The organism is Nonomuraea sp. NPDC050663, assembly GCF_044456985.1.
In the GTDB taxonomy this organism is placed as follows: domain Bacteria; phylum Actinomycetota; class Actinomycetes; order Streptosporangiales; family Streptosporangiaceae; genus Nonomuraea.
This window is the reverse complement of record NZ_JBITGL010000007.1, coordinates 36,610-55,634: the sequence shown is the minus strand read 5'-3', so window position 1 is coordinate 55,634 and position 19,025 is coordinate 36,610. Positions and strand designations below refer to the sequence as shown.

The window sequence follows — 19,025 nt, the reverse complement described above, 5'->3', positions numbered from 1 at the left end:
CCAGAGGAGAACGGTTGGGTCGCGACAATGGTGAAGGGACGGCAGCGGTGGGACAGCAGGGTCCGCTGACCCCCCAGGACCCTCCGGCGGTCGGTTCCTACCGGCTCACCGGCCGTCTCGGCTCGGGCGGCATGGGCACCGTCTACCTGGCCACCTCCCCCGACGGCGCCAAGGTGGCGCTCAAGGCGATCCGCCGCGACTACGCGGCGGACCCCGTCTACCGCGAACGCTTCCACGAAGAGGTCTCCAACGCCCAGCGGGTCGCCTCCTTCTGCACGGCACGCGTGCTCGACCACGGCGAAGACAACGGCGTGCTCTACCTCGTCACCGAGTACATCGAAGGCGTCTCGCTCGAAGACCACCTGCTGGCCCACGGGGCACTGCCGCACTCCATGCTGCACTCCGTCGGCGTCGGCGTGGCCGCCGCCCTCACCGCCATCCACGCGGCCGGACTGGTGCACCGCGACCTCAAACCGGCCAACGTCATGCTCACGCTGGCCGGGCCGCGCGTCATCGACTTCGGACTCGCCCGCTCGACCCACGTCGGCGGCTCGCGCCACACCAACGTCGGCATGGTCATGGGCACCCCCGGCTGGATCGCGCCCGAGCAGGTCTTCGAAGGACGCACCAGCCCGGCGGCCGACGTGTTCGCCTGGGGATCGCTCATCGCGTACGCGGGGCTCGGCGGGCACCCGTTCGGCTCGGGCGACGCCTACGTGATGGCGGCACGAGCCCGTACGGCGCCGCCCGACCTGCGCGGCCTGCCCGCGCCGCTCGACCGGCTGGTCGCCACGGCCATCCACCCCGACCCCGCCCGGCGGCCGTCGGCCACGCAGTTGCTGCTGGAGCTCGTGGGCGCCGCCGAGAGCGGCGGGGCGCAGCAGGCGGCCAACCGGTTCCTCACCAACTCGTGGGACCCGGCCGCCTTCCCGCCGCCGGTGTTCGGCACGGGGCAGTTCCCCGAGCAGCACGGCGGGCGTGGCGGGCTCGGCACGGGACAGTTCCCGGAGCAACGCCCCCACCCGGCCTCCGCTCCCCCACCCCCCTCGGCCCCACCCCAGGGCCCGGCACCGCAGGGGGTGCCCCAGGGGCCGCCTCAGGGGCCGCCGCCTGCGGGCCCGTCGCAGGGTGTGCCGCAGGGTGTGCCGCCCGCGGGACCCTCGCAGGGTGCACCGCCGCAGGGCCCTCCACCGCAGGGACCCCCGCCTCAAGGCCCGCCGTCGCAGGGTGCGCCGCAGGGGCCGTCCTCCGTGCCGCCCGCCGCCCCTGCAGGCGCGCCGCCGGTGCCTCCGGCGCACGTTGCCTCGCCGTCCGGCGTCCCGGCCCCGCAGGGCCCAGGGCACGGCGGGCCCGCCCCGCTGCCGTCGTCCGGGGTGCCGTCCTCCGGTGTGCCGCCACGGCCGGCGTCGGCCGATCCGACGCGCACGGGTCCGGTGCCGTACGGCCACGCCGGTGCGCCCCCGAGCCACGCCGGTACTCCGCCGAGCCATGCCAGCGGGCCGCCGGGCCACGCCGGTAGCCCGCCGAGCCACGCCAGCGGGCCGCCGAGCCACGTTGGTGCGCCTGTCCCTCCGGGCCATGCCGGTGCGCCTCTGCCGCCTGGGCGGGGGCCCGGGCCGTCGGGGACGGTTCGTATGCCGCACCCCCATGCCCGTCCCCCGCGCCACCCCCACCAGCCCGGCAAGGTCAGGCGGGGTCTCGGCGGCGGTTGCCTGGCGCTGGTGATCGTGGCGGTGATCCTCCTGGTCCTCCTGATCGGCATGGTCTGGATGATCGTGCGCTCCCCCGCCGGCTTCGGCTCCACGGGCGAGGCCGCTCATGACGGCAAGCTGGCCTTCACGGTCACCAAGTCCGCCTGTCCCAAGCCCCGGAGCAGTGCCTCGACCCGCACGTGCACGATCACCCTCAAGGTGCGCAACACCGGCCAGGAGGGCAGGGTCCTCTATCCCGGTCACCAGAAGCTGGTCGACGCCGCGGACGCCGCCTACGCCGCCGCGCGGCTCGTCGACAAGGCGGGCAGGCAGCTGGCGCCGACCCGGGTGGAGCCGGGCGGCTCGTTCACGGGTGCGCTGGTGTTCGAGCTGCCCACGAAAAGCCGTCCGCGAAGCGTCGAGCTGCACGATTCTGGCCTGAGCCGCGGCGTGCGCGTGCCCCTCGCCTGAACCGCGGCCTCACGTGCCCTGGCTGGGCCGGGGTGCGCGGGCCCCTCGCCTGAGCCGCGCCGTACCTCTAGCTGGTGCGGGCGTGCAGGGTCTTCAGGGTGATGGGGGCCTCGTGGGTGCCCGCGCTGGTGCAGGCGTGGGCTCCCGCCACGGTGCCGAGGCGGACGCACTCCTCGGCCCGCAGGCCGTTCAGCGTGCCGTACAGGAAGCCCGAGACGAACGCGTCGCCCGCCCCGTTGCTGTCGACGACCGGTCCCGGCAGTGCGGCGGCGGGGAAGGCGCGCAGTTCGCCGTCGCGTTCGAGCAGCAGGCAGCCGTCGGCGCCGAGCGTGCACACGACGGTGTGCGCGCGGCCGAGGGCGAGGATGGAGCGCATCGCCTCCGCGGGGTCGGCGAGCTTGGTTCCCGACAGGAACACCAGGTCGGAGCGGTAGGCGAAGTCCTTGTGGTAGTCGTTGACGCCGTCCCAGTCGTGCAGGTCGGTGGAGAACGGCATGCCGGACAGCTCGTCGTAGACGGGCCGGGCGAAGTCGGCGATGGAGACGTGCACGTGCCGGGCGGGCACGTCGTAGAGCTCGCGCGGCAGCCGCTCGCCGGGCGTGGCGCGCACGTCGTACAGCGAGGTGCGGCGGCCGTCCGGGCCGACCAGGAGCACGCTGCGGCGGGTTCCGGCGGCGGCGGGCGCCCAGGCGAAGTCGACGCCGGTCAGGCGGGCGCGGATGAGCTCGCCCTGGGGGTCGTCGCCGATGAGGTCGGCCAGCCGTACGGAAAGGCCCAGGGCGGTGCAGCCGAGGGCGACGCCGGAGCCGGTGTTGCCGATGCGGTCGACGACGGGCGGCACGAGGTAGGTGTCGGCGTACGGCAGGGGCAGCGAGGGCACGTAGACGGTGCTGTCCACGCCGGTCCCGCCGATGACGAGGACGTCGTACAAGGGGGGTGGAACCTTTCAGCGGTTGACGAGGGGCCCTGAACCGGTGGATCCGCGCACGACGAGCTCGGGCTGGAAGATGAGCTCGATGTGCTTGGCGGGTGCGCCGTTGACCTCTTCGAGGAGGGTCTGCACGGCGGCGGAGGCCATGGCGCCGATGGGCTTGCGCACGGTGGTCAGGGGCGGGTCGGTGAAGGCGATGAGGGGCGAGTCGTCGAAGCCGACGACGGAGACCTCGCCGGGCACCGACAGGCCGCGCTCGCGGCAGGCGCGGATGGCGCCCAGGGCCATGAGGTCGCTGGCGCAGACGATGCCGGTGCAGCCGCGCGCCAGCAGCTGCGCGGTGGCGGCCTGGCCGCCTTCGACGGAGAAGAGCGAGTGGGAGATCAGGTCGTCGGTGTCGGTGGCGCCGAGCAACTGCGACATGGCCTGCTTGTAGCCGTCGATCTTGCGGATGACCGGGACGAACCGGCGCGGGCCGAGGGCCAGGCCGATGCGCTCGTGGCCGAGGTCGACCAGGTGCTGGACGGCCAGGCGGGAGGCGAGCCGGTCGTCGGGCGAGATGAAGGGGGCGTCGATGTGCTCGTTGTAGCCGTCGACCAGCACGATGGGCAGCCCGCGGTCGATGAGGCGGGTGTAGCGGTCCATGCGGGCGGTGGTGTCGGCGTGCAGTCCCGAGACGAACACGATGCCGCTGACGCCGCGGTCGACGAGCAGTTCGGTGAACTCGTCCTCCGGCGCGCCGCCGGGCAGCTGCGTGCACAGCACGGGCGTGTAGCCGTGCTGGGTCAGCGCCTTCTCGATGGCCTGCGCGAAGGCGGGGAAGATGGGGTTGTCGAGCTCGGGCGTGACGAGGCCGACCAGGCCGTTGCTGCGCTGGCGCAGGCGCTGGGGCCGCTCGTAGCCCATGAGGTCGAGCGCGGTCATCACGGCCTGCCGGGTGGAGTGGGAGACCCCCGGCTTGCCGTTGAGCACCCGGCTGACGGTGGCCTCGCTCACCCCGGCCTGGGCGGCGATGTCGGCTAGACGGGCGTGACCGTTCATGAGGGACACTTTACGCAACCTTTCCCTTCCACCACTGGGTGGAATCGGCTGAACCCGGCGTGTCGCTGGCCAGGAGCAGCTCGCCGTCGACCAGGCCGTCGGTCGAGCCGCCGAGTGAGACCGCGCACACGAAGTCGCCGCGCGAGAACAGCAGCGTGCCCTCGGGCGAGTCGTGCCAGGTCAGCGGGCCGTCGAGCTGCTTGCGCAGGCGCAGCGCGGCCCGGTAGAGCTCCAGGGTGGAGCTTTCGACGCCCTGCTGGGCCTCGACGCTCAGCGACGACCATTCCGCGGGGATCGGCAGCCAGGGCCGGTTCCAGCCGAGCGCGCGGGTCCACGGGATCGGCACGCGGCAGCCGTCGCGGCCGCTGTCGGGGTCGCGCAGCCGCTGCGGGTCCTGGCACACCTCGTCCGGCAGGTCGAGCACCTCGGGCAGGCCGAGCTCCTCGCCCTGGTAGACGTAGGCGGAGCCGGGCAGGGCCAGCGTGAGCAGGGCCGCGGCGCGCGCCCTGGCCAGCGAGCCGTAGCGGGTGACGTGCCGCTTGACGTCGTGGTTGGACAGCACCCACGTGGTGGGCGCGCCGACGGAGCCGGCGGTGGCCAGCGACTCGTCGATGACCGCGCGCAGCGCCCCGGCCTGCCAGGGGGCGAACAGGAAGTGGAAGTTGAAGGCCTGGTGCAGCTCGTCGGGGCGCACGTAGTTGGCCAGGCGTTCCGGCGTGGGGGCCCACGCCTCCGCGACGCCGATGCGCTCGCCCGGGTAGGAGTCGAGGATCTTGCGCCAGCGGCGGTGGATGTCGTGCACGCCGTCGTTGTCGAAGTACGGCACGGGCTCGGTGCCGATGAGCCTGACCTGGTCGGGGTGGCCGATGTCGGGCAGGTCGTGCGGCTTGACCATGCCGTGCGCGACGTCGATGCGGAAGCCGTCGACGCCCAGGTCGAGCCAGAAGCGCAGGATCGAGTCGAACTCGCCGTGCACCTCCGGGTTCTCCCAGTTGAGGTCGGGCTGGGCCGGGTCGAACAGGTGCAGGTACCAGGAGCCGTCGGGCAGCTGGGTCCAGGCCGGACCGCCGAAGATCGACTCCCAGTCGTTGGGCTCGGAGCGGAAGATGTAGCGGTCGCGGTGCTCGCCGCGCAGCGCCTCCTGGAACCAGGGGTGTGCCGAGGAGGTGTGGTTGGGCACCACGTCCACGATCACCCGCAGGCCCAGGGCGTGGGCCTCCTCGATCAGCCCCTTGGCGTCGCCCAGCGTGCCGAACAGCGGGTCGACGTCGCGGTAGTCGGCCACGTCGTAGCCGAAGTCGGCCATGGGCGAGGTGTAGAACGGGGTCAGCCAGACCGCGTCCACGCCGAGGTCCTTCAGGTACGGCAGGCGGTCACGCGCGCCGATCAGGTCGCCCACCCCGTCGCCGTTGCCGTCGGCGAAGCTGCGCACGTAGACCTGGTAGATCACCGCGTCGCGCCACCACTCGCTCATGAGTCCCCTCAGTGTCGTTTGCTCGCATCCATGGAAGTGCTTGCCGCAAGTTTACGCAAGTCTTTTCATGTCCTGGGTTGTCATGAAATATCCAGGCGTTCCACCACGAAGCGAAGGCGCAGTCTGTCCGAAATATGGGACCAAAATATGAGCCGAGATGATTTTTTACGTTAACTCTGGACACTGAGCGTTAACGCGCGATGTACTACCTCATCAATCACTCGTGCAAGGTGTGGCCCCTCATGAGCACAGTCGTTCTCGACAAGGTCACCAAGGTCTACCCTGGTGGCTTCCTGGCCGTTGACCGCGTGAGCCTCAAGGCCGAGAACGGTGAGTTCCTCGTGCTGCTCGGCCCCTCGGGCTGCGGCAAGTCGACATTGCTCCGCATGATCGCCGGCCTCGAAGAGGTCACCGACGGCGACGTGTGGTTCGACGGCAAGATCGCCAACTTGCTGTCGCCGCGTGAGCGTGACGTCGCGATGGTTTTCCAGAACGGCGCGTTGTACCCGCACCGCACGGTCCGGGGCAATCTCTCCTTCCCCTTGGAGATCGCCAAGGAGGACCCCGGCGCCACCCGCGACCGGGTCGCCAACCTCTCCAAGGCGCTGCACATCGAGGAGACCCTGGACCGGCGCCCCGGCACGCTGTCGGGCGGCCAGCGCCAGCGGGTGGCCATGGGCCGTGCCATAGTGCGTCAGCCGAAGTTGTTCCTCATGGACGAGCCGCTGTCGAACCTCGACGCCGGCATGCGCACCGAGCTGCGGATGGAGATCTCCCAGCTGGTCCGCTCGCTCGGCGTCACGACGATCTACGTCACCCACGACCAGGTCGAGGCGCTGACGCTGGCCGACCGCATCGCCATCCTCAACCGGGGCGTGCTGCAGGACGTCGGCACCCCGGCGCAGATCTACAACGACCCGGCGACCGCGTTCACCGCCGCCTTCCTCAACTCCCAGCAGCTCAACCTGGTGAGCGCGGTGGTGCACACGCCCCAGAACAACTACGTGCTGCTCGACATGGGCCCGCACCATCTGATCCTGCCTTGGAGCGATCCGCGCGCCTACGCGACCTCTCAGTACGTCGGCAAGTCCATCCTGCTCGGCATGCGCCCCGACGGCCTGGCCCCGGTGCCCGAGTCCTACGACGGCCCCTCCGTGCTGGGCCGGGTGCGGGCGCTGGAGTACCACGGGCACGAGTGGCTGGCCTACGTCGAGTGCGGCATCCCCGCGGTGCCGGTGCCCGAGCCCCCGGACCCGCGCGCCAAGGCCAACGGCCACGCGAGCACCACGGGCGGTCTTCGCGGCATGGTGCAGCGCATGTTCCGCTCCCCCGTCGACGAGCAGGTGGTCGACCAGGAGCAGGTGGGCCAGAACGTCGGCAGCGGCATCCACCGCAGGTCGGACCTGATCGTCCGGCTCGGCGCGCGGCCGGTGTGGCGGGTGGGCGACCCGTGCAAGGTCGGCGTGGACCTGAGCCGGGTGATGCTGTTCACCGGGGACGGCGCCAGGATCGACCCTCCTCGGCGTTAGCTGACTGGAAACGATTACTCTCGCTGACTCCGGCTGTCAGCCGGTGGCCAGCCTGGCCACGACGCGCACGAGCTGGACGGTCCGCTCCAGCTCTGCCCGGTGGTAGGGCGGGCCGTCGGCGCGGGCCACCACCAGCACGTACGGCCCCGCGGGGATGACCATGAGCTTGGCCTCCCCCTCGACCAGCGTCTGCGGGCGCAGCGGGCCCCCGCCCTGCAGCTTGACCTGCTCGGGGGCGCTCACGCTGCGCAGCCGTACCTCCTCATCGGCCAGCGCGGCGGCCCACTCGGCCCCGCACAGGCCGGGCAGCGCGTCGACGAGCGTGGCGAAGCCGCGTCCCGGCTCAGCCGCCACGTGCAGCAGCAGGTCGTAGTCGGGCGCGGCGCCCGGCACCTCCCTGGTCGGCCAGGCGCCCTCCACGCGGATGCCGGGCACCGACGACAGCCGCTCGGTCACCTTCTCCGAGGTGACCCCGCCCCCGGTCAGGGCGGAGGCGGGCCAGTCGACCAGGAAGTCGTCGACCGCGCGGCCGGCTTCCCGTTCCAGCACCGTCACCTGCAGGATGTCGGCCCCCAGCACGCCCAGCGCCCTGGCCACCTGGCCGAGCCCGCCCGGCCGGTCGGGCAGCGAGATCCTCAGTCGCAGCAGCATGGGGCACCGTCCTTCTGGTCGTCATCGGGCACAACGGTGCCGTAACGAGATTTCGGGCACGTTCCACGGATGTTTCACGAGCGTGCGGCCCCTTTCAAGGCCCTTGCGGCAAAAAACCGTTTGCCAACGAAACCTAGGGGTTCTAGGTTTTTGGCTATGAGTCCAAGGATGGGGTTGACCTGCGAGCGGGTCACGATGGCGGCGGCCGAGCTGGCCGATGAGACCGGCTTCGCCAACGTCACCGTCTCGGCGCTGGCCAGGCGGCTCGGCGTCAAGGACGCCAGCCTCTACTCCCACGTGCGCAACCTGCGTGATCTGCGGGTGCGCGTGGGAGTGCTGGCCACCGAGGAGATCTCCGACCGGATCGCGCCCGCCGTGGCGGGCCTGTCCGGGCACCGGGCTCTGGCCGCCTTCGCGACCGCGATCCGCGGCTACGCCCGCGACCATCCCGGCCGCTATGCCGCCACCCAGCTGCGGGTGGCGCCCGCGGAATGGGGCGACGCGACCGGTCCCCGGCGGGCCGGTGAGCTCACGCTGGCCCTGCTGCGCGGGTACGACCTGGAGGAGCCCGACGCCACCGACGCGGTGCGCCTGCTGCGCAGCACGGTCTACGGCTTCATCGACATCGAGCTGACCGAGGGCTTCGCCCACCCGCGCGAGCTCGACGCCTCGTGGGAGCGCATCCTGCTGGCCCTGCACCACACCTTCACCGATTGGAAGAATCATGAGAGCACTGACTGAAAACGAGATCCGCTCCAGCTTCGTCAACTGTTCCAAGGGCGACGCCAAGCGCATGCGCCTGCCGCGCGAGAGGCCATGGGAGGATCTCGACTTCCTGGGCTGGCGTGATCCCGGCGCCCCCGACCGGGGCTACCTGGTGGCCGAGCACGGCGAGCAGGTCGTCGGGATCGCCTTGCGCGCCTCCACGGAGGTGCGGCGCGGCTTCTCCAAGTCGACCGTCTGCTCGGTCTGCGTGACCCCGCATTCGGGCAGCGGCGTGGCCTTGTTCGTCGCCGCCCGCGCCGGAGCGGCAGGACGCCAGGGCAACAGCGTCGGCACCTACCTCTGCTCCGACCTGGCCTGCTCGCTCTACGTGCGCGGCCTGCGCCTGAGCGACTTCCGCCAGCGCATCGAGACGCTGTCGGAGCAGGAGCGCATCGACCGGCTGAACACCAACATCGGGGGCTTCCTCGATGAGATCCTGGCCGGATGAAGATCACGGTGCTCGGGGGTTGCGGCGCCTGGCCCGCGGCCGGTCAGGCGTGCAACGGCTACCTCGTCGAGCAGGAGGGCTTCCACCTGCTGATCGACCCCGGCTACGCGGTGCTGCCGCGGCTGCTGGAGGTGCTCGACGCGGCCGAGGTCGACGCGGTGCTGGTCAGCCACGGCCATCCGGACCACTGCGCCGACCTGCATCCCCTGCTGCGGGCCAGGGCGCTGTCGGACGCGCCCCCGGCGGCGCTGCCCGTGTACACGCTCCCCGGGGCCGTCGACGCCGTGCTGGCGCTCGACGGCTCCGGTTCGCTGCGCGGCGCCTACGAGGTGCGCGCGTTCGAGGCGGGCGACGGCTTCGATCTGGGGCCCTTCCACGTCGGTTCCTGGCTGCTGCCGCACTGGGTGCCGAACGCGGGGCTGCGGCTGAGCGCGGGCGGCTCCGTGCTGGCCTACACGGGCGACAGCGGGCCCTCGGAGTCGCTGGTGGAGCTGGCGCGCGGGGCCGATGTGTTCCTGGCCGAGGCGACCTATCCGACGCGGGTGCCCGGCGACGCCGCGCCGTACCTGTCGTCGGCCCTCGACACGGGGGTGACCGCCGCCAGGGCGGGCGTCGGGCGGCTGCTGCTCACCCACTGGTGGCCCGGCACCGACCTGGCGCTGCCCGAGGCCGCCGCGCGCCGTGCCTTCGACGGCCCCGTCGAGGTGGCCCGCCCCGGGCTCAGCGTGGAACTCCCAGGATGAGGTAGGCGAAGCCCATCACGTCGCGGTGCCCCCGCAGCCAGAGCGCGCGCAGTTCGTCGGCCTTGGCACGCACCTCGTCCGCCTGGGGGTGGCCGGGGTTGTCGAGCAGCCACTCCTCCAGCTCGGCCGTGAAGCACGACTCGAACGCCTCCCACTCGCCCCGGGTGGCCCGCTCGACCCGCAGCGGGCGGAATCCCGCCGCCACCGCCTGGTCGACGAGCTCGGGCAGCTCCACGCAGTCGGCGGCCGTGGTGCCCGGCCACATGCGCGCCAGGCGCTCCTGGTCGGGCACCTGCTCCCAGAACTCGGCCGCGAACAGCAGCCGCCCGCCCGGGGCGACCAGCTTCCTGAGGACGGCCAGCGCCTCGGAGATGGTGCCGAACGCCTGGTAGGCGCCGATGCTCAGCACCAGATCGGAGGGCGTGTCGTGGCCGGCCGCGTCACCGGCGGTGAAGGTGACCCTGCCCTCCAGCCCCCTGGCCCCGGCGTTGCGGCGCGCCCTGTCGAGGTCGGGCTCGTGGCGTTCGATGCCCAGGCCGGTGGCGCCGGGGACGGCTTCGAGCAGGCGCAGCAGGAGCTCGCCCCACCCGCATCCGAAGTCGGCGATCGTGGCGGGCGCCCGCTTGGCCAGCTCGGCGACCAGGTGCCTGGCGCGCTCCTGCGAGAGCGGGGAGTTGAAGTCGAGCAGGGAGCCGGTGCCCGGTGCGGGTGGTGTCGTCATCAGGCGGACGTTAGCGGCGGTGTCCGGCGAGCGGCAAAACCTTTTCGTGTCAGCCCTGGAAGGCGCCCGCGTCCGGGGTGGAGTCGAGCGCCTTGCCCGCGAAGTCCGTCGCCTGGCCGCCGAACCAGGTGGAGCCGAGCCGTACGGCACGCCCGAGCGCCGGCGAGCCCGCCCGCAGCCGCAGGTCGGTCTTGGAGACGAAGCGCGGATCGGCCACCACCGAGCGGCGGCTCACCGTGAACTGGGCCCTGCGGCCGTGGAAGACGTTGCCCATCTCGTCGGCGCCCTTGCCGTCGGCGAAGCCGATCTGCCCGCCGACCGAGATGACGTTGTTACGCAGGCGCAGGATGCCCGGCGAGCAGCCGTCGTGGCAGGACCAGCCGATGGTGTCGCGGCCGGGCAGCCTGACCGAGTTGTGCACGGCGATCGTGCCCTTGACCGGCCCGACGACGTGCCCGGCGCCGCGGGTGACCAGGAAGCCCGCGCGGGCGCGCGAGGAGGTCACCACGTTGAAGGCGAAGACGTTGCCGGTGGCGGTCTTGCCCTTCTCCGCGCCGAGCTCGGTGAAGGTCTCGTTGTCGCGGGCGAGGTTGCGGGTGACGACGTTGCGGTCGCCGTTGAAGACCTCCACGGCGGCGCCGTCGGTCTTGTAGTCGTGGGAGGCGGCGTAGCTGCCGGTGATCACGTTGCCGGTGACGAGGTTGTCGTCGCCGTTGAGGAGCACGCCGAAGGCGCCCGAGTCGTCGTCGCCGCCCTCGGTGTTGACGCTCATCCGGTCGTTGCCGGTGAGCCTGCTGTCGCGCACCACGTTGCGCGAGCCGATGACGTGCACCCCGGCGATGTTGCCGTCGGCCAGGACGCCGACGAGGTGGTTGCGCCTGCCGGAGATCTCGAAGCCCGCCCAGTCGCACTTGGTGGCGCGCAGGCCGCTGATGCGCCAGTGGTCGCCGCTGACGCTCACGCAGGCGCCGGTGATCTTCGGCGCCTTGCCGGTGCCGTACGCCTGCACGACGATGGGGCGCGCGGCGGTGCCCTTGGCCGCCAGCGTCAGGGCGCCGTTCCAGCTGCCGCCGCGCCGGAAGCTGATCGCGTCGCCTGGCTTGAGGTCGGCGGCGTTGACCTTGTCCAGCGAGCGCCACGGCTTGGTGGCGCTGGTGCCCGCCGAGCCGTCGTCGCCGTCGCGGGAGTCGACGTAGTACGTCGTGCCCGCCGTCGACTCCACCAGGGGTACGGCGGGCATGACCAGGGCGACAGCCAGGCACAGCGGGTTCATAGGCGTGCAGGCTAGCGCCCGGGCGATCAGGGGGCGAGGCGCCAGATGCGCAAAGCCGGACCTTCACAGCCAATCTTCAGCTCCGGCATGTCCTGGGCGTTGTAGACGCCCCGTCCGGAGAAGGGCAGCTCCAGCTCAGGACCCGGCGCCCGCCGTACGCTGACCAGGAGCGACTCGGCCTCGGTCTCGCGCAGGAACGCCAGGTGGTCGGCGTCGGCGTGCACCCAGCGCAGCCCGCCCCCGCGCAGCGCCGGCTCGCTCCTGCGCAGGCCCAGCAGCGTCTTGTAGGCCTCGTGCATCGCCTCGTCGCGCTCGCGCTCCCAGGGCATCGGGGTGCGGGAGTGCTCGCCGTTGGTGCCGGTGAGCCCGAACTCGCTGCCGGCGAAGACCATCGGCGTGCCGGGCAGGGTGGCCTGCAGGCCCAGGGCGAGCAGGTGGCGTTCGAAGCCGCCGGTGACGGTGCGCACGCGGGGCGAGTCGTGGGAGTCGAGCAGGTTCCACGAGTGGGTCAGCGAGCGCCACGACATGCGCGCGCCGAAGGCGCGGAAGGTGGCCATCGCCTGGTTGCCGTCGCGGTGCGGCACGTCGCCCGGCACGCCCAGGAAGGTGTCGAGGCCGACCTCGGGCCCGCGCAGCCAGCTCCACACCGGCCGGGTGAAGCCGGCGTAGTTCATGGTGCCCTGCCAGCCGTCGAGGTCGAGGTCGACGGAGGCGTCGTGGTTGTGCTCGGCGATGAAGGCGACGTCGCCGAGGGTGCGGCGCAGCGAGCGCGCCACCTCGTGGGCCATGTCGTCGGCGCCGAGCCTGCCGGTCATGTTGGCCACGTCGACCCGCCAGCCGTCGAGCACCGACAGCCACCTCACCAGCACGCCGGTCATGCGCTCACGGACCAGCGGGCTGTTCCAGTTGAGCTTGGGCAGCGACTTCACGCCCCACCACGACTCGTAGTCGCCGGTCTCCGGGTCGAAGTAGAACATCTCCCGTTCGGTGGCGTTGACGTCGGAGACGGCGGTGGTGAACCACTCGTGCGCCTCGCCGCAGTGGTTGGTGGTGATGTCGCCCAGCAGCTTCATGCCGCGTTCGTGCACCGCCTCCGACAGCCGCAGCAGCGCCTCGTCGCCGCCGAGCAGCGGGTCGACCTGGTCGAAGCTGGAGGCGTCGTAGCGGTGGTTGGAGCGGGCGGGGAAGAACGGCGTCAGGTAGACGACGTCGGCGCCGAGCTCCTGGACGTGGTCGAGGCGCTCGACGATGCCGTCGAGGTCGCCGCCGTAGAACTGCTCGGCGACGCCCGGGCCGCGCGGGATGACCGGGTCGCGGTCCCACTCGCGCGGCAGGACCCAGTCGGGCAGCTCGCGCTCGGCTCCGGAGCGGGCGTAGCGGTCGGGGAAGATCTGGTAGACCACCGCGCCGGCCAGCCAGCCGGGTGGCGGGGCGTGGGTGACGAGCTTGAAGTCGGTGGCATCGGGCACGTCGTGGTCGACCAGGCCGCCCGCGGTCAGCCACTGACCGTCGACGAGGAACCGGTAGGGGGTGACCGGGTTCGCGGCGATGATCTCGGCCGACCACCACTCGTCGGCGGCGCCGTACCCCGCGACGGGCCTGCCGGTGCGCGCGGTGTCGATGACGGCGGTGGCGTAGCGCGGCTCGCCGTCGTGGACGGTCCGCACGAGCACGCTGCTCGCGGCGTACGGCACGCGCACCCAGACCGTCACCTGCTCGCCGAGGGCGGGGGTGAGGGTGGAGACGTAGAGGGAGGAACCGTCGTGGTGAGGCTGGTTGAGCACCGTCATCCCTTCACCGCCCCGGACGTCAGGCCCGAGACGATGTAGCGCTGGAGCCACAGGAACACGCCCACCGTGGGGATCGCGGTGATGAGGGTGCCCGCGGCGAACATGCCGAAGTTGGTGTTGCGGGCGTCGCCCACGAGCATGCCGTACATGCCGACGGCGAGGGTCTTGCTCGAGGGGTCGCGCAGGAACACGCTGGCCATGATGAACTCGCTCATGTAGCCGATGAAGGCCAGCAGCCCGGTGACCGCCAGGATCGGGGTGACCAGGGGGAGGATGATCCTCCAGAAGATCTGCGTGTGCGTGGCGCCGTCGACGGTGGCCGACTCGTCGAGCTCCTTGGGCACGGTGTCCAGGAAGCCCTTCATGAGCCACGTGTTGGCGCCCAGCGCGCCGCCCATATAGAGCAGCATCAGGCCGGAGACGGTGTCGAAGCCGAAGGCCGGGTAGAGGTCGGAGATCTCGGTGAAGATCATGAAGATCGCCACGACCGCCAGGAACTGCGGGAACATCTGCACCAGCAGCAGCGTCAGCATGCCGACCCTGCGGCCCTTGAAGCGCATGCGGCTGAAGGCGTAGGCGGCCAGCAGGCTCAGCAGCAGGCTGGTGAAGGAGGCCATCAGCGCCAGCACGATCGAGTTCACGAACCAGGTCTTGAACGGGTAGACGTCCGAGGTGAGCAGGTCGGCGAAGTTGTCGAGGCTGGCGCCCGTCGGCACCAGGGTCGAGGAGCCCAGGGTGCCGAGCGGGTTGATGGCCGCCGAGATCACGAAGACGATCGGGAACAGCGAGAAGGCGACGATCAGGACGAGGAAGGCGTGCCGCCAGGCGAGCTTCATCGGTAGACGTCCTCCTGCTTGCGGGTGCGCCGGAAGCCGACCGCCGACAGGACGGCCACGATGGCGAAGATGAACACCGAGATGGCGGCGGCGAAGCCGAACTGCGCCGAGCCGCTGCCGAACGCCAGCCGGAAGGTGTAGGTGATCAGCAGGTCGGTGGCGCCGACCCTGATGCTGTCGACGTCGAACGGCCCGCCCGCGGTGGTCAGCTGGATGGCGTTGAAGTTGTTGAAGTTGAACGCGAACGAGGCGACCAGCAGCGGCGAGAGCGCCACCAGCAGCAGCGGCAGCGTCACGCGGCGGAAGGCGTTCCACGCGTTGGCGCCGTCGAGCCCCGCGGCCTCGGTCAGCTCGCGCGGGATGGCCTGCAGCGCTCCGGTGGTGACCAGGAACATGTACGGGAAGCCCAGCCAGAGGTTGACCAGCAGCACCGCCAGGCGGGCGGTGGTCGGCTGGCCGAGCCAGTCGGTGGTCAGGCCGGTGAGCTGGTTGACCAGGCCGAAGTCCTTGTTGAACATGTCGCGCCAGATCAGCAGCATCGCGAACGCCGGCATGGCGTAGGGCAGGATCAGCAGGATGCGGTAGATCTTGACGCCGCGCATCTTCGGGTGGTGCAGCGCCAGCGCCACGGACATGCCGAGCGCGAACGTCGTCAGCACCGAGCCGAGCGCGAAGGTCAGGTTCCAGGCGAAGACGCCCAGGAAGTTGGTGTTGATCGTGGGGTCGGTCAGCACGCGCACGAAGTTGTCGAGCCCGACGTTGACCTGCCAGCCCTGGGAGAGCACGTCGCCCGCGGGGTTGACGAAGTAGCCGGTCGCCTCGCTGGCCTTCCACGGGCCGTTCTCGCCCTGGATGCAGTCGCAGGAGGCGTCGTAGACCATGCTGGCCTTCGCCTCGACCGCGCGGCTGAGGCCGTTGGCCTTGATGGCTCCGCCCTGGGTGGGCACGGTGATCGCGGCGATCTCCTTGCCGCGCGCGGCCGCCTGGGCGGTGGTCAGCACGGTGTAGCCGGGAGCGGCGGTGACCTTGCCGGTCATGCCCAGCGTGGCGCCCTCGACCGGGGCCAGGCCGTCTGCGGAACCCTCCTGGACCTTCTTGGTGACCGGGTCGGTGAGCAGGAAGACCAGCTCGCCGTCCTTGGTCGCCGCCGACAGCTGGTAGGAGGGCGATCCCGGCACCTGCTTGAGCGAGGAGGCCTCGATCGCGGTGACGGCCTCGGCCTTGGTGCCGCGGTGGCCGTCGCCGAAGTTCGTCACCGAGGTGCTGAAGGTGAACAGCACAGGGAAGACCTGGAAGGCCAGCAGGAAGATCGTGCCGGGCACCAGGTACTTGGCCGGGACGAACCTGCGGCTCAGGTAGAGGTAGCCGAGGATCGCGGAGACGGCGATCACCACCGCCAGCGCCACCCACGACTCGGCCGCCACCAGGGGCGGCACCGCGTAGAGGAGCAGGGCCGCCGCCACGGCCAGGACCGCCACGCGGGTGACCACGAATGCCGTGGTCACCTGCCTGCGGGCGGGCCGCGCGGCGGAGTGCCGCGCGGCCTTCTTCGGCGGATCGATCACGCTGGGCGCGCTCATCGTCTTCTCGCCTCGCCGGTGCTTACTTGGCGAGCGACTTCTCGACGGCCTTCTGCGCGGCGTCGGCGGCCTTGGCGGCGTCGCCACCCTTGATCACCGAGGCCTCGGCGATGCCGAACGGCTCCCAGATGGCCGACATCTCGGGGATGGCGGGCATGGGCAGGCCGTCCTTGCCCGCGTCGAGGAACTTGGCCAGGTCGGGGTCGTTGCCCTTGACCAGGTCCATGGCGGCGGTCAGCGCCGGGGGACGCGGGTCGGCGTCGTAGAGCGCCTTGGCGACGTCGGTGTTGGTCACGTAGTTGGTGACGAACTCCTGGGCGAGGGTCTTGTTCTGGCCCTTGGCGGCCACGAAGAAGGCCTGCACGCCGACGAACGGGGTGGCCGGCTTGCCGCCCTCGAAGGCGGGAATCGCGGAGATGTCGTACTTCAGGCCCGACTTCCTGACGTCGTTCATGGCCCACGGGCCGGAGACGAGGAAGGCGCAGTCGCCCTTGGCGAAGGTGGGGATGCTGTTCTCCGGGGTGATGGAGGTCTTCAGCACACCCTTCTTGCCCAGCTCGCCGAGCTTGCCCCAGGCCTTGACCGAGTCGCCGGTGCCGATCTGGACCTGCTTGGGGTCGGGGTCGCCGGCGGCGGTGGCGCCGAACAGCGAGCCGCCCGCGGAGGAGAACAGGGGGTAGGCGTGGTAGGCGTCGCCGACCTGCGCGACCTGGAGGCAGAGGGCCTCCTTGACCTTGCCGTCCTTCTTGAGCTCCAGGCCCTTGGCGGCCACCTCGTCGAACGTCGCGGGGGCGTCGGCGACCAGTTCGGTGTTGCGGATGAGGGCGAGGTTCTCGACGGCGTACGGAGCGCCGTAGACCTGGCCGTTGAAGGTCACGGCCTTGACGGCGACCGGGTTGAAGCCGGCCTTCTGCTCGTCGGTCAGGTTGACCGGCTCGACGGCGCCGTTCTGCACCATGTTGCCGATCCAGTCGTGCGCGCCGACCATCACGTCGGGGCCGCTGCCCTGCTGGGAGGCGGTGACGAAGGTCTGCTGCGGGTTCTCGGTGATCTCCTTGATCTCGACCGTCACGCCGTTCTCGGCGCCGAACTGCTCGGCGAACGGCTTGAGGGCGGCGGTGCGCTTGGCGCCCTCCGACCAGATCACCAGCTTGCCGCCCGCGGCGGGCGCGGCGCTGGAGGGGGCGGGAGCCGCCGAGGTCGGTGCGGCCGCGGGTGCCTCGGCGCTGTTGCCGCAGGCCGCGGCGGCGAGAGCAAGGCCCGCGAGGGTGGCCAGGGCGCGGATGCGCATCGGGGTCCTCCTGTTAGGGGTCACTAGAAGATGTGTCGGGGACGTTAGCGGCTTGTTGCAAGGATTGGAAGAACTTGCAAGGACTTTTTACAGGATTGAGTCCGCATTAGAGGGGACATATCCGGTCTTGGCGAGATTGTGGCCGTCGCAAGTTGCAGCAAGTTACGCTCTACCCTGTCGTTACGCTCCGATGACTTCGAAGGATAGGCCGCCCGTGAAGATGCTCGACAATGCCGACTGGTGGCGCGACGCCGTCGTCTACCAGGTCTACCCCCGCAGCTTCGCCGACTCCGACGGCGACGGCACCGGAGACCTGGGCGGCGTGCGGCAGCGGCTCCCCTACCTGGCCGGACTCGGCGTCGACGCGCTCTGGCTGAGCCCCTTCTACACCTCACCGCTCGCCGACGGCGGCTACGACGTGGCCGACTACCGCGACGTCGACCCCCGCTTCGGCAGCCTGGCCGACTTCGACGCGCTGGTGGCCGAGGCGCACACGCTGGGCTTGCGGGTGATCGTCGACCTGGTCCCGAACCACACCTCCTCGGAGCACCCGTGGTTCCAGGAGGCGCTGCAAGGCGTCAACAGGGAGCGTTACATCTTCCGCGACGCGCCCAACGACTGGGAGTCGATCTTCGGCGGCTCCGCCTGGACCCGGCTGCCCGACGGCTCCTGGTACCTGCACCTGTTCGCGCCAGAGCAGCCCGACCTCAACTGGGAGAACCCCGAGGTCCGCGAGGAGTTCCACGCGGTCCTGCGCTTCTGGCTCGACCGGGGCGTCGACGGCTTCCGCGTCGACGTCGCGCACGGCATGATCAAGGCGCCCGGCCTGCCGGACGTCGGCCCCAAGGAGGGCCGCCAGGCCGAGATGCTGGGCGACGAGACCGTGCCCTACTTCGACCAGGACCGGGTGCACGAGATCTACCGCGAGTGGCGGCCGATCCTCGACTCCTACCCCGGCGGCCGCATGGCGGTGGCCGAGGCCTGGGTGGCCACGCCCGAGCGCCTGGCCCGCTACGTCGGCCCCGACGAACTGCACCAGGCCTTCAACTTCGAGTTCATGATGGCCGACTTCGAGGCCAAGTCCTTCCGCGAGGTCATCGACAAGTCGCTGGCCGAGGCGGCCGTCGTGGGCGCGCCGACGACGTGGGTGCTGTCCAACCACGACAAGCCGCGCCACGTCACCAGGTACGGCTCGCTCGCCAGGGCCCGCGCGGCCTCGCTGCTCATGCTGGCCCTGCCCGGCTCCGCCTACCTCTACCAGGGCGAGGAGCTCGGCCTGGACGAGGTCGACGTGCCCGACCACCTCAAGGAGGACCCGGCCTGGCTGCGCAGCGGCGAGAGCCGCGACGGGTGCCGCGTGCCGCTGCCCTGGTCGGGCACGGCCGCCGACGGCTTCGGCTTCGGCCCCTCGGGCTCGGCGGCGCCCTGGCTGCCGCAGCCCGGCCACTGGGCCGCGCTCACCGCCGAGGCGCAGCAGGACGACCCGTCGTCGACGCTCAACCTCTACCGGGAGGCGCTGCGGATCAGGCGTGCGCACCCGGCGCTCGGGCTGGGCACGCTGTCGTGGCTGGCGGCGCCCAAGGACGTGCTGGCGCTGGTGCGCGAGCCGGGGCTCGCGGTGGTGCTCAACGCGGGCGACGTGCCCGTCCGCCTGCGTGATCTCGGGCTGGAGGGGGAGGTTCTGCTGGCCAGCGGTCCGGTGACGGAGGACGGGGAGGTGCCTCCGGACACGACGGTGTGGGTGCAGGGCTGAAACTTTCTGCAAGCACTTGCACGATCAGCGGAGTGTG

At 71.3% G+C, this 19,025-nt stretch carries 16 protein-coding genes; 6 read left to right on the top strand and 10 right to left on the bottom strand.

Annotated elements, in window-relative coordinates; all coding sequences use genetic code 11:
* Nucleotides 1–47: 47 nt before the first annotated feature.
* Nucleotides 48–2,162: a protein kinase gene (locus ACIBH1_RS22880; RefSeq protein ID WP_397315891.1), complete on the top strand. Its 2,115-nt coding sequence runs from the start codon at nt 48–50 to the stop codon at nt 2,160–2,162.
* Between the two features lie 67 nt (nt 2,163–2,229).
* Here the strand turns inward: ACIBH1_RS22880 and ACIBH1_RS22875 are convergent, their stop codons facing one another.
* Genes ACIBH1_RS22875 through ACIBH1_RS22865 form a run of 3 tightly spaced genes read right to left on the bottom strand, consistent with a single transcriptional unit; the run spans nt 2,230 to nt 5,608 of the window.
* Nucleotides 2,230–3,093, bottom strand: a complete 864-nt coding sequence (locus tag ACIBH1_RS22875; RefSeq protein ID WP_397315890.1) for a carbohydrate kinase family protein — start codon at nt 3,091–3,093, stop codon at nt 2,230–2,232.
* A gap of 15 nt (nt 3,094–3,108) precedes the next feature.
* Nucleotides 3,109–4,134, bottom strand: a complete 1,026-nt coding sequence (locus ACIBH1_RS22870; RefSeq protein ID WP_397315889.1) for a LacI family DNA-binding transcriptional regulator — start codon at nt 4,132–4,134, stop codon at nt 3,109–3,111.
* A 10-nt stretch (nt 4,135–4,144) separates the two neighbouring features.
* Nucleotides 4,145–5,608: a glycoside hydrolase family 13 protein gene (locus ACIBH1_RS22865; protein WP_397315888.1), complete on the bottom strand. Its 1,464-nt coding sequence runs from the start codon at nt 5,606–5,608 to the stop codon at nt 4,145–4,147.
* Nucleotides 5,609–5,850: 242 nt separating this feature from the next.
* Between ACIBH1_RS22865 and ACIBH1_RS22860 the strand changes: the two genes are divergently transcribed.
* Nucleotides 5,851–7,137, top strand: coding sequence for an ABC transporter ATP-binding protein (locus ACIBH1_RS22860; RefSeq protein WP_397315887.1), 1,287 nt, complete (start codon nt 5,851–5,853; stop codon nt 7,135–7,137).
* Between the two features lie 36 nt (nt 7,138–7,173).
* Here ACIBH1_RS22860 and ACIBH1_RS22855 read toward each other — a convergent pair whose 3' ends face one another.
* Complete coding sequence (locus tag ACIBH1_RS22855; RefSeq protein ID WP_397315886.1) at nt 7,174–7,788, bottom strand: amino acid-binding protein; 615 nt, start codon at nt 7,786–7,788, stop codon at nt 7,174–7,176.
* A 156-nt stretch (nt 7,789–7,944) separates the two neighbouring features.
* Between ACIBH1_RS22855 and ACIBH1_RS22850 the strand changes: the two genes are divergently transcribed.
* The 3 genes from ACIBH1_RS22850 to ACIBH1_RS22840 are packed head-to-tail and all read left to right on the top strand — an operon-like array spanning nt 7,945 to nt 9,744.
* Nucleotides 7,945–8,529 carry a TetR/AcrR family transcriptional regulator gene (locus ACIBH1_RS22850; RefSeq protein ID WP_397315885.1) on the top strand — a complete coding sequence of 195 codons (585 nt, stop codon included), beginning with the start codon at nt 7,945–7,947 and terminating at the stop codon, nt 8,527–8,529.
* Nucleotides 8,513–9,001 (top strand): FBP domain-containing protein, encoded by a 489-nt coding sequence (locus tag ACIBH1_RS22845; RefSeq protein WP_397315884.1) that lies wholly within the window; start codon nt 8,513–8,515, stop codon nt 8,999–9,001. The genes ACIBH1_RS22850 and ACIBH1_RS22845 overlap by 17 nt, the downstream gene beginning before the upstream one ends.
* Entirely contained in the window at nt 8,998–9,744 is a 747-nt protein-coding gene (locus tag ACIBH1_RS22840) for an MBL fold metallo-hydrolase (protein WP_397315883.1), read from the top strand. Before ACIBH1_RS22845 ends, ACIBH1_RS22840 begins: the two co-directional genes overlap by 4 nt.
* Here the strand turns inward: ACIBH1_RS22840 and ACIBH1_RS22835 are convergent.
* Genes ACIBH1_RS22835 through ACIBH1_RS22810 form a run of 6 tightly spaced genes read right to left on the bottom strand, consistent with a single transcriptional unit; the run spans nt 9,722 to nt 17,235 of the window.
* Nucleotides 9,722–10,465: an SAM-dependent methyltransferase gene (locus tag ACIBH1_RS22835; RefSeq protein WP_397315882.1), complete on the bottom strand. Its 744-nt coding sequence runs from the start codon at nt 10,463–10,465 to the stop codon at nt 9,722–9,724. The genes ACIBH1_RS22840 and ACIBH1_RS22835 overlap by 23 nt on opposite strands.
* A gap of 49 nt (nt 10,466–10,514) precedes the next feature.
* Nucleotides 10,515–11,738, bottom strand: coding sequence for a hypothetical protein (locus tag ACIBH1_RS22830; RefSeq protein ID WP_397315881.1), 1,224 nt, complete (start codon nt 11,736–11,738; stop codon nt 10,515–10,517).
* Between the two features lie 26 nt (nt 11,739–11,764).
* On the bottom strand, nt 11,765–13,528 hold the full coding sequence (locus ACIBH1_RS22825; RefSeq protein WP_397315880.1) for an alpha-amylase family glycosyl hydrolase: 1,764 nt from the start codon (nt 13,526–13,528) through the stop codon (nt 11,765–11,767).
* Nucleotides 13,525–14,364 (bottom strand): sugar ABC transporter permease, encoded by an 840-nt coding sequence (locus ACIBH1_RS22820; protein ID WP_397315879.1) that lies wholly within the window; start codon nt 14,362–14,364, stop codon nt 13,525–13,527. The genes ACIBH1_RS22825 and ACIBH1_RS22820 overlap by 4 nt, the downstream gene beginning before the upstream one ends.
* Nucleotides 14,361–15,944: an ABC transporter permease subunit gene (locus tag ACIBH1_RS22815; RefSeq protein ID WP_397315878.1), complete on the bottom strand. Its 1,584-nt coding sequence runs from the start codon at nt 15,942–15,944 to the stop codon at nt 14,361–14,363. The genes ACIBH1_RS22820 and ACIBH1_RS22815 overlap by 4 nt, the downstream gene beginning before the upstream one ends.
* A gap of 22 nt (nt 15,945–15,966) precedes the next feature.
* Complete coding sequence (locus ACIBH1_RS22810; RefSeq protein WP_397315877.1) at nt 15,967–17,235, bottom strand: extracellular solute-binding protein; 1,269 nt, start codon at nt 17,233–17,235, stop codon at nt 15,967–15,969.
* A gap of 220 nt (nt 17,236–17,455) precedes the next feature.
* Here ACIBH1_RS22810 and ACIBH1_RS22805 point away from each other — a divergent pair, with 220 nt between their 5' ends.
* Nucleotides 17,456–18,988: a glycoside hydrolase family 13 protein gene (locus ACIBH1_RS22805; RefSeq protein WP_397316302.1), complete on the top strand. Its 1,533-nt coding sequence runs from the start codon at nt 17,456–17,458 to the stop codon at nt 18,986–18,988.
* The last annotated feature ends 37 nt before the right edge of the window (nt 18,989–19,025 follow it).

Bases quoted from the DNA above. Each gene is read 5' to 3' on its own strand.
- ACIBH1_RS22870 (WP_397315889.1), bottom strand. From the start codon at position 4,134: ATGAACGGTCACGCCCGTCTAGCCGACATCGCCGCCCAGGCCGGGGTG.
- ACIBH1_RS22865 (WP_397315888.1), bottom strand. From the start codon at position 5,608: ATGAGCGAGTGGTGGCGCGACGCGGTGATCTACCAGGTCTACGTGCGC.
- ACIBH1_RS22860 (WP_397315887.1), top strand. From the start codon at position 5,851: ATGAGCACAGTCGTTCTCGACAAGGTCACCAAGGTCTACCCTGGTGGC.
- ACIBH1_RS22855 (WP_397315886.1), bottom strand. From the start codon at position 7,788: ATGCTGCTGCGACTGAGGATCTCGCTGCCCGACCGGCCGGGCGGGCTC.
- ACIBH1_RS22850 (WP_397315885.1), top strand. From the start codon at position 7,945: ATGAGTCCAAGGATGGGGTTGACCTGCGAGCGGGTCACGATGGCGGCG.
- ACIBH1_RS22845 (WP_397315884.1), top strand. From the start codon at position 8,513: ATGAGAGCACTGACTGAAAACGAGATCCGCTCCAGCTTCGTCAACTGT.
- ACIBH1_RS22840 (WP_397315883.1), top strand. From the start codon at position 8,998: ATGAAGATCACGGTGCTCGGGGGTTGCGGCGCCTGGCCCGCGGCCGGT.
- ACIBH1_RS22835 (WP_397315882.1), bottom strand. From the start codon at position 10,465: ATGACGACACCACCCGCACCGGGCACCGGCTCCCTGCTCGACTTCAAC.
- ACIBH1_RS22830 (WP_397315881.1), bottom strand. From the start codon at position 11,738: ATGAACCCGCTGTGCCTGGCTGTCGCCCTGGTCATGCCCGCCGTACCC.
- ACIBH1_RS22825 (WP_397315880.1), bottom strand. From the start codon at position 13,528: ATGACGGTGCTCAACCAGCCTCACCACGACGGTTCCTCCCTCTACGTC.
- ACIBH1_RS22820 (WP_397315879.1), bottom strand. From the start codon at position 14,364: ATGAAGCTCGCCTGGCGGCACGCCTTCCTCGTCCTGATCGTCGCCTTC.
- ACIBH1_RS22815 (WP_397315878.1), bottom strand. From the start codon at position 15,944: ATGAGCGCGCCCAGCGTGATCGATCCGCCGAAGAAGGCCGCGCGGCAC.
- ACIBH1_RS22810 (WP_397315877.1), bottom strand. From the start codon at position 17,235: ATGCGCATCCGCGCCCTGGCCACCCTCGCGGGCCTTGCTCTCGCCGCC.
- ACIBH1_RS22805 (WP_397316302.1), top strand. From the start codon at position 17,456: ATGCTCGACAATGCCGACTGGTGGCGCGACGCCGTCGTCTACCAGGTC.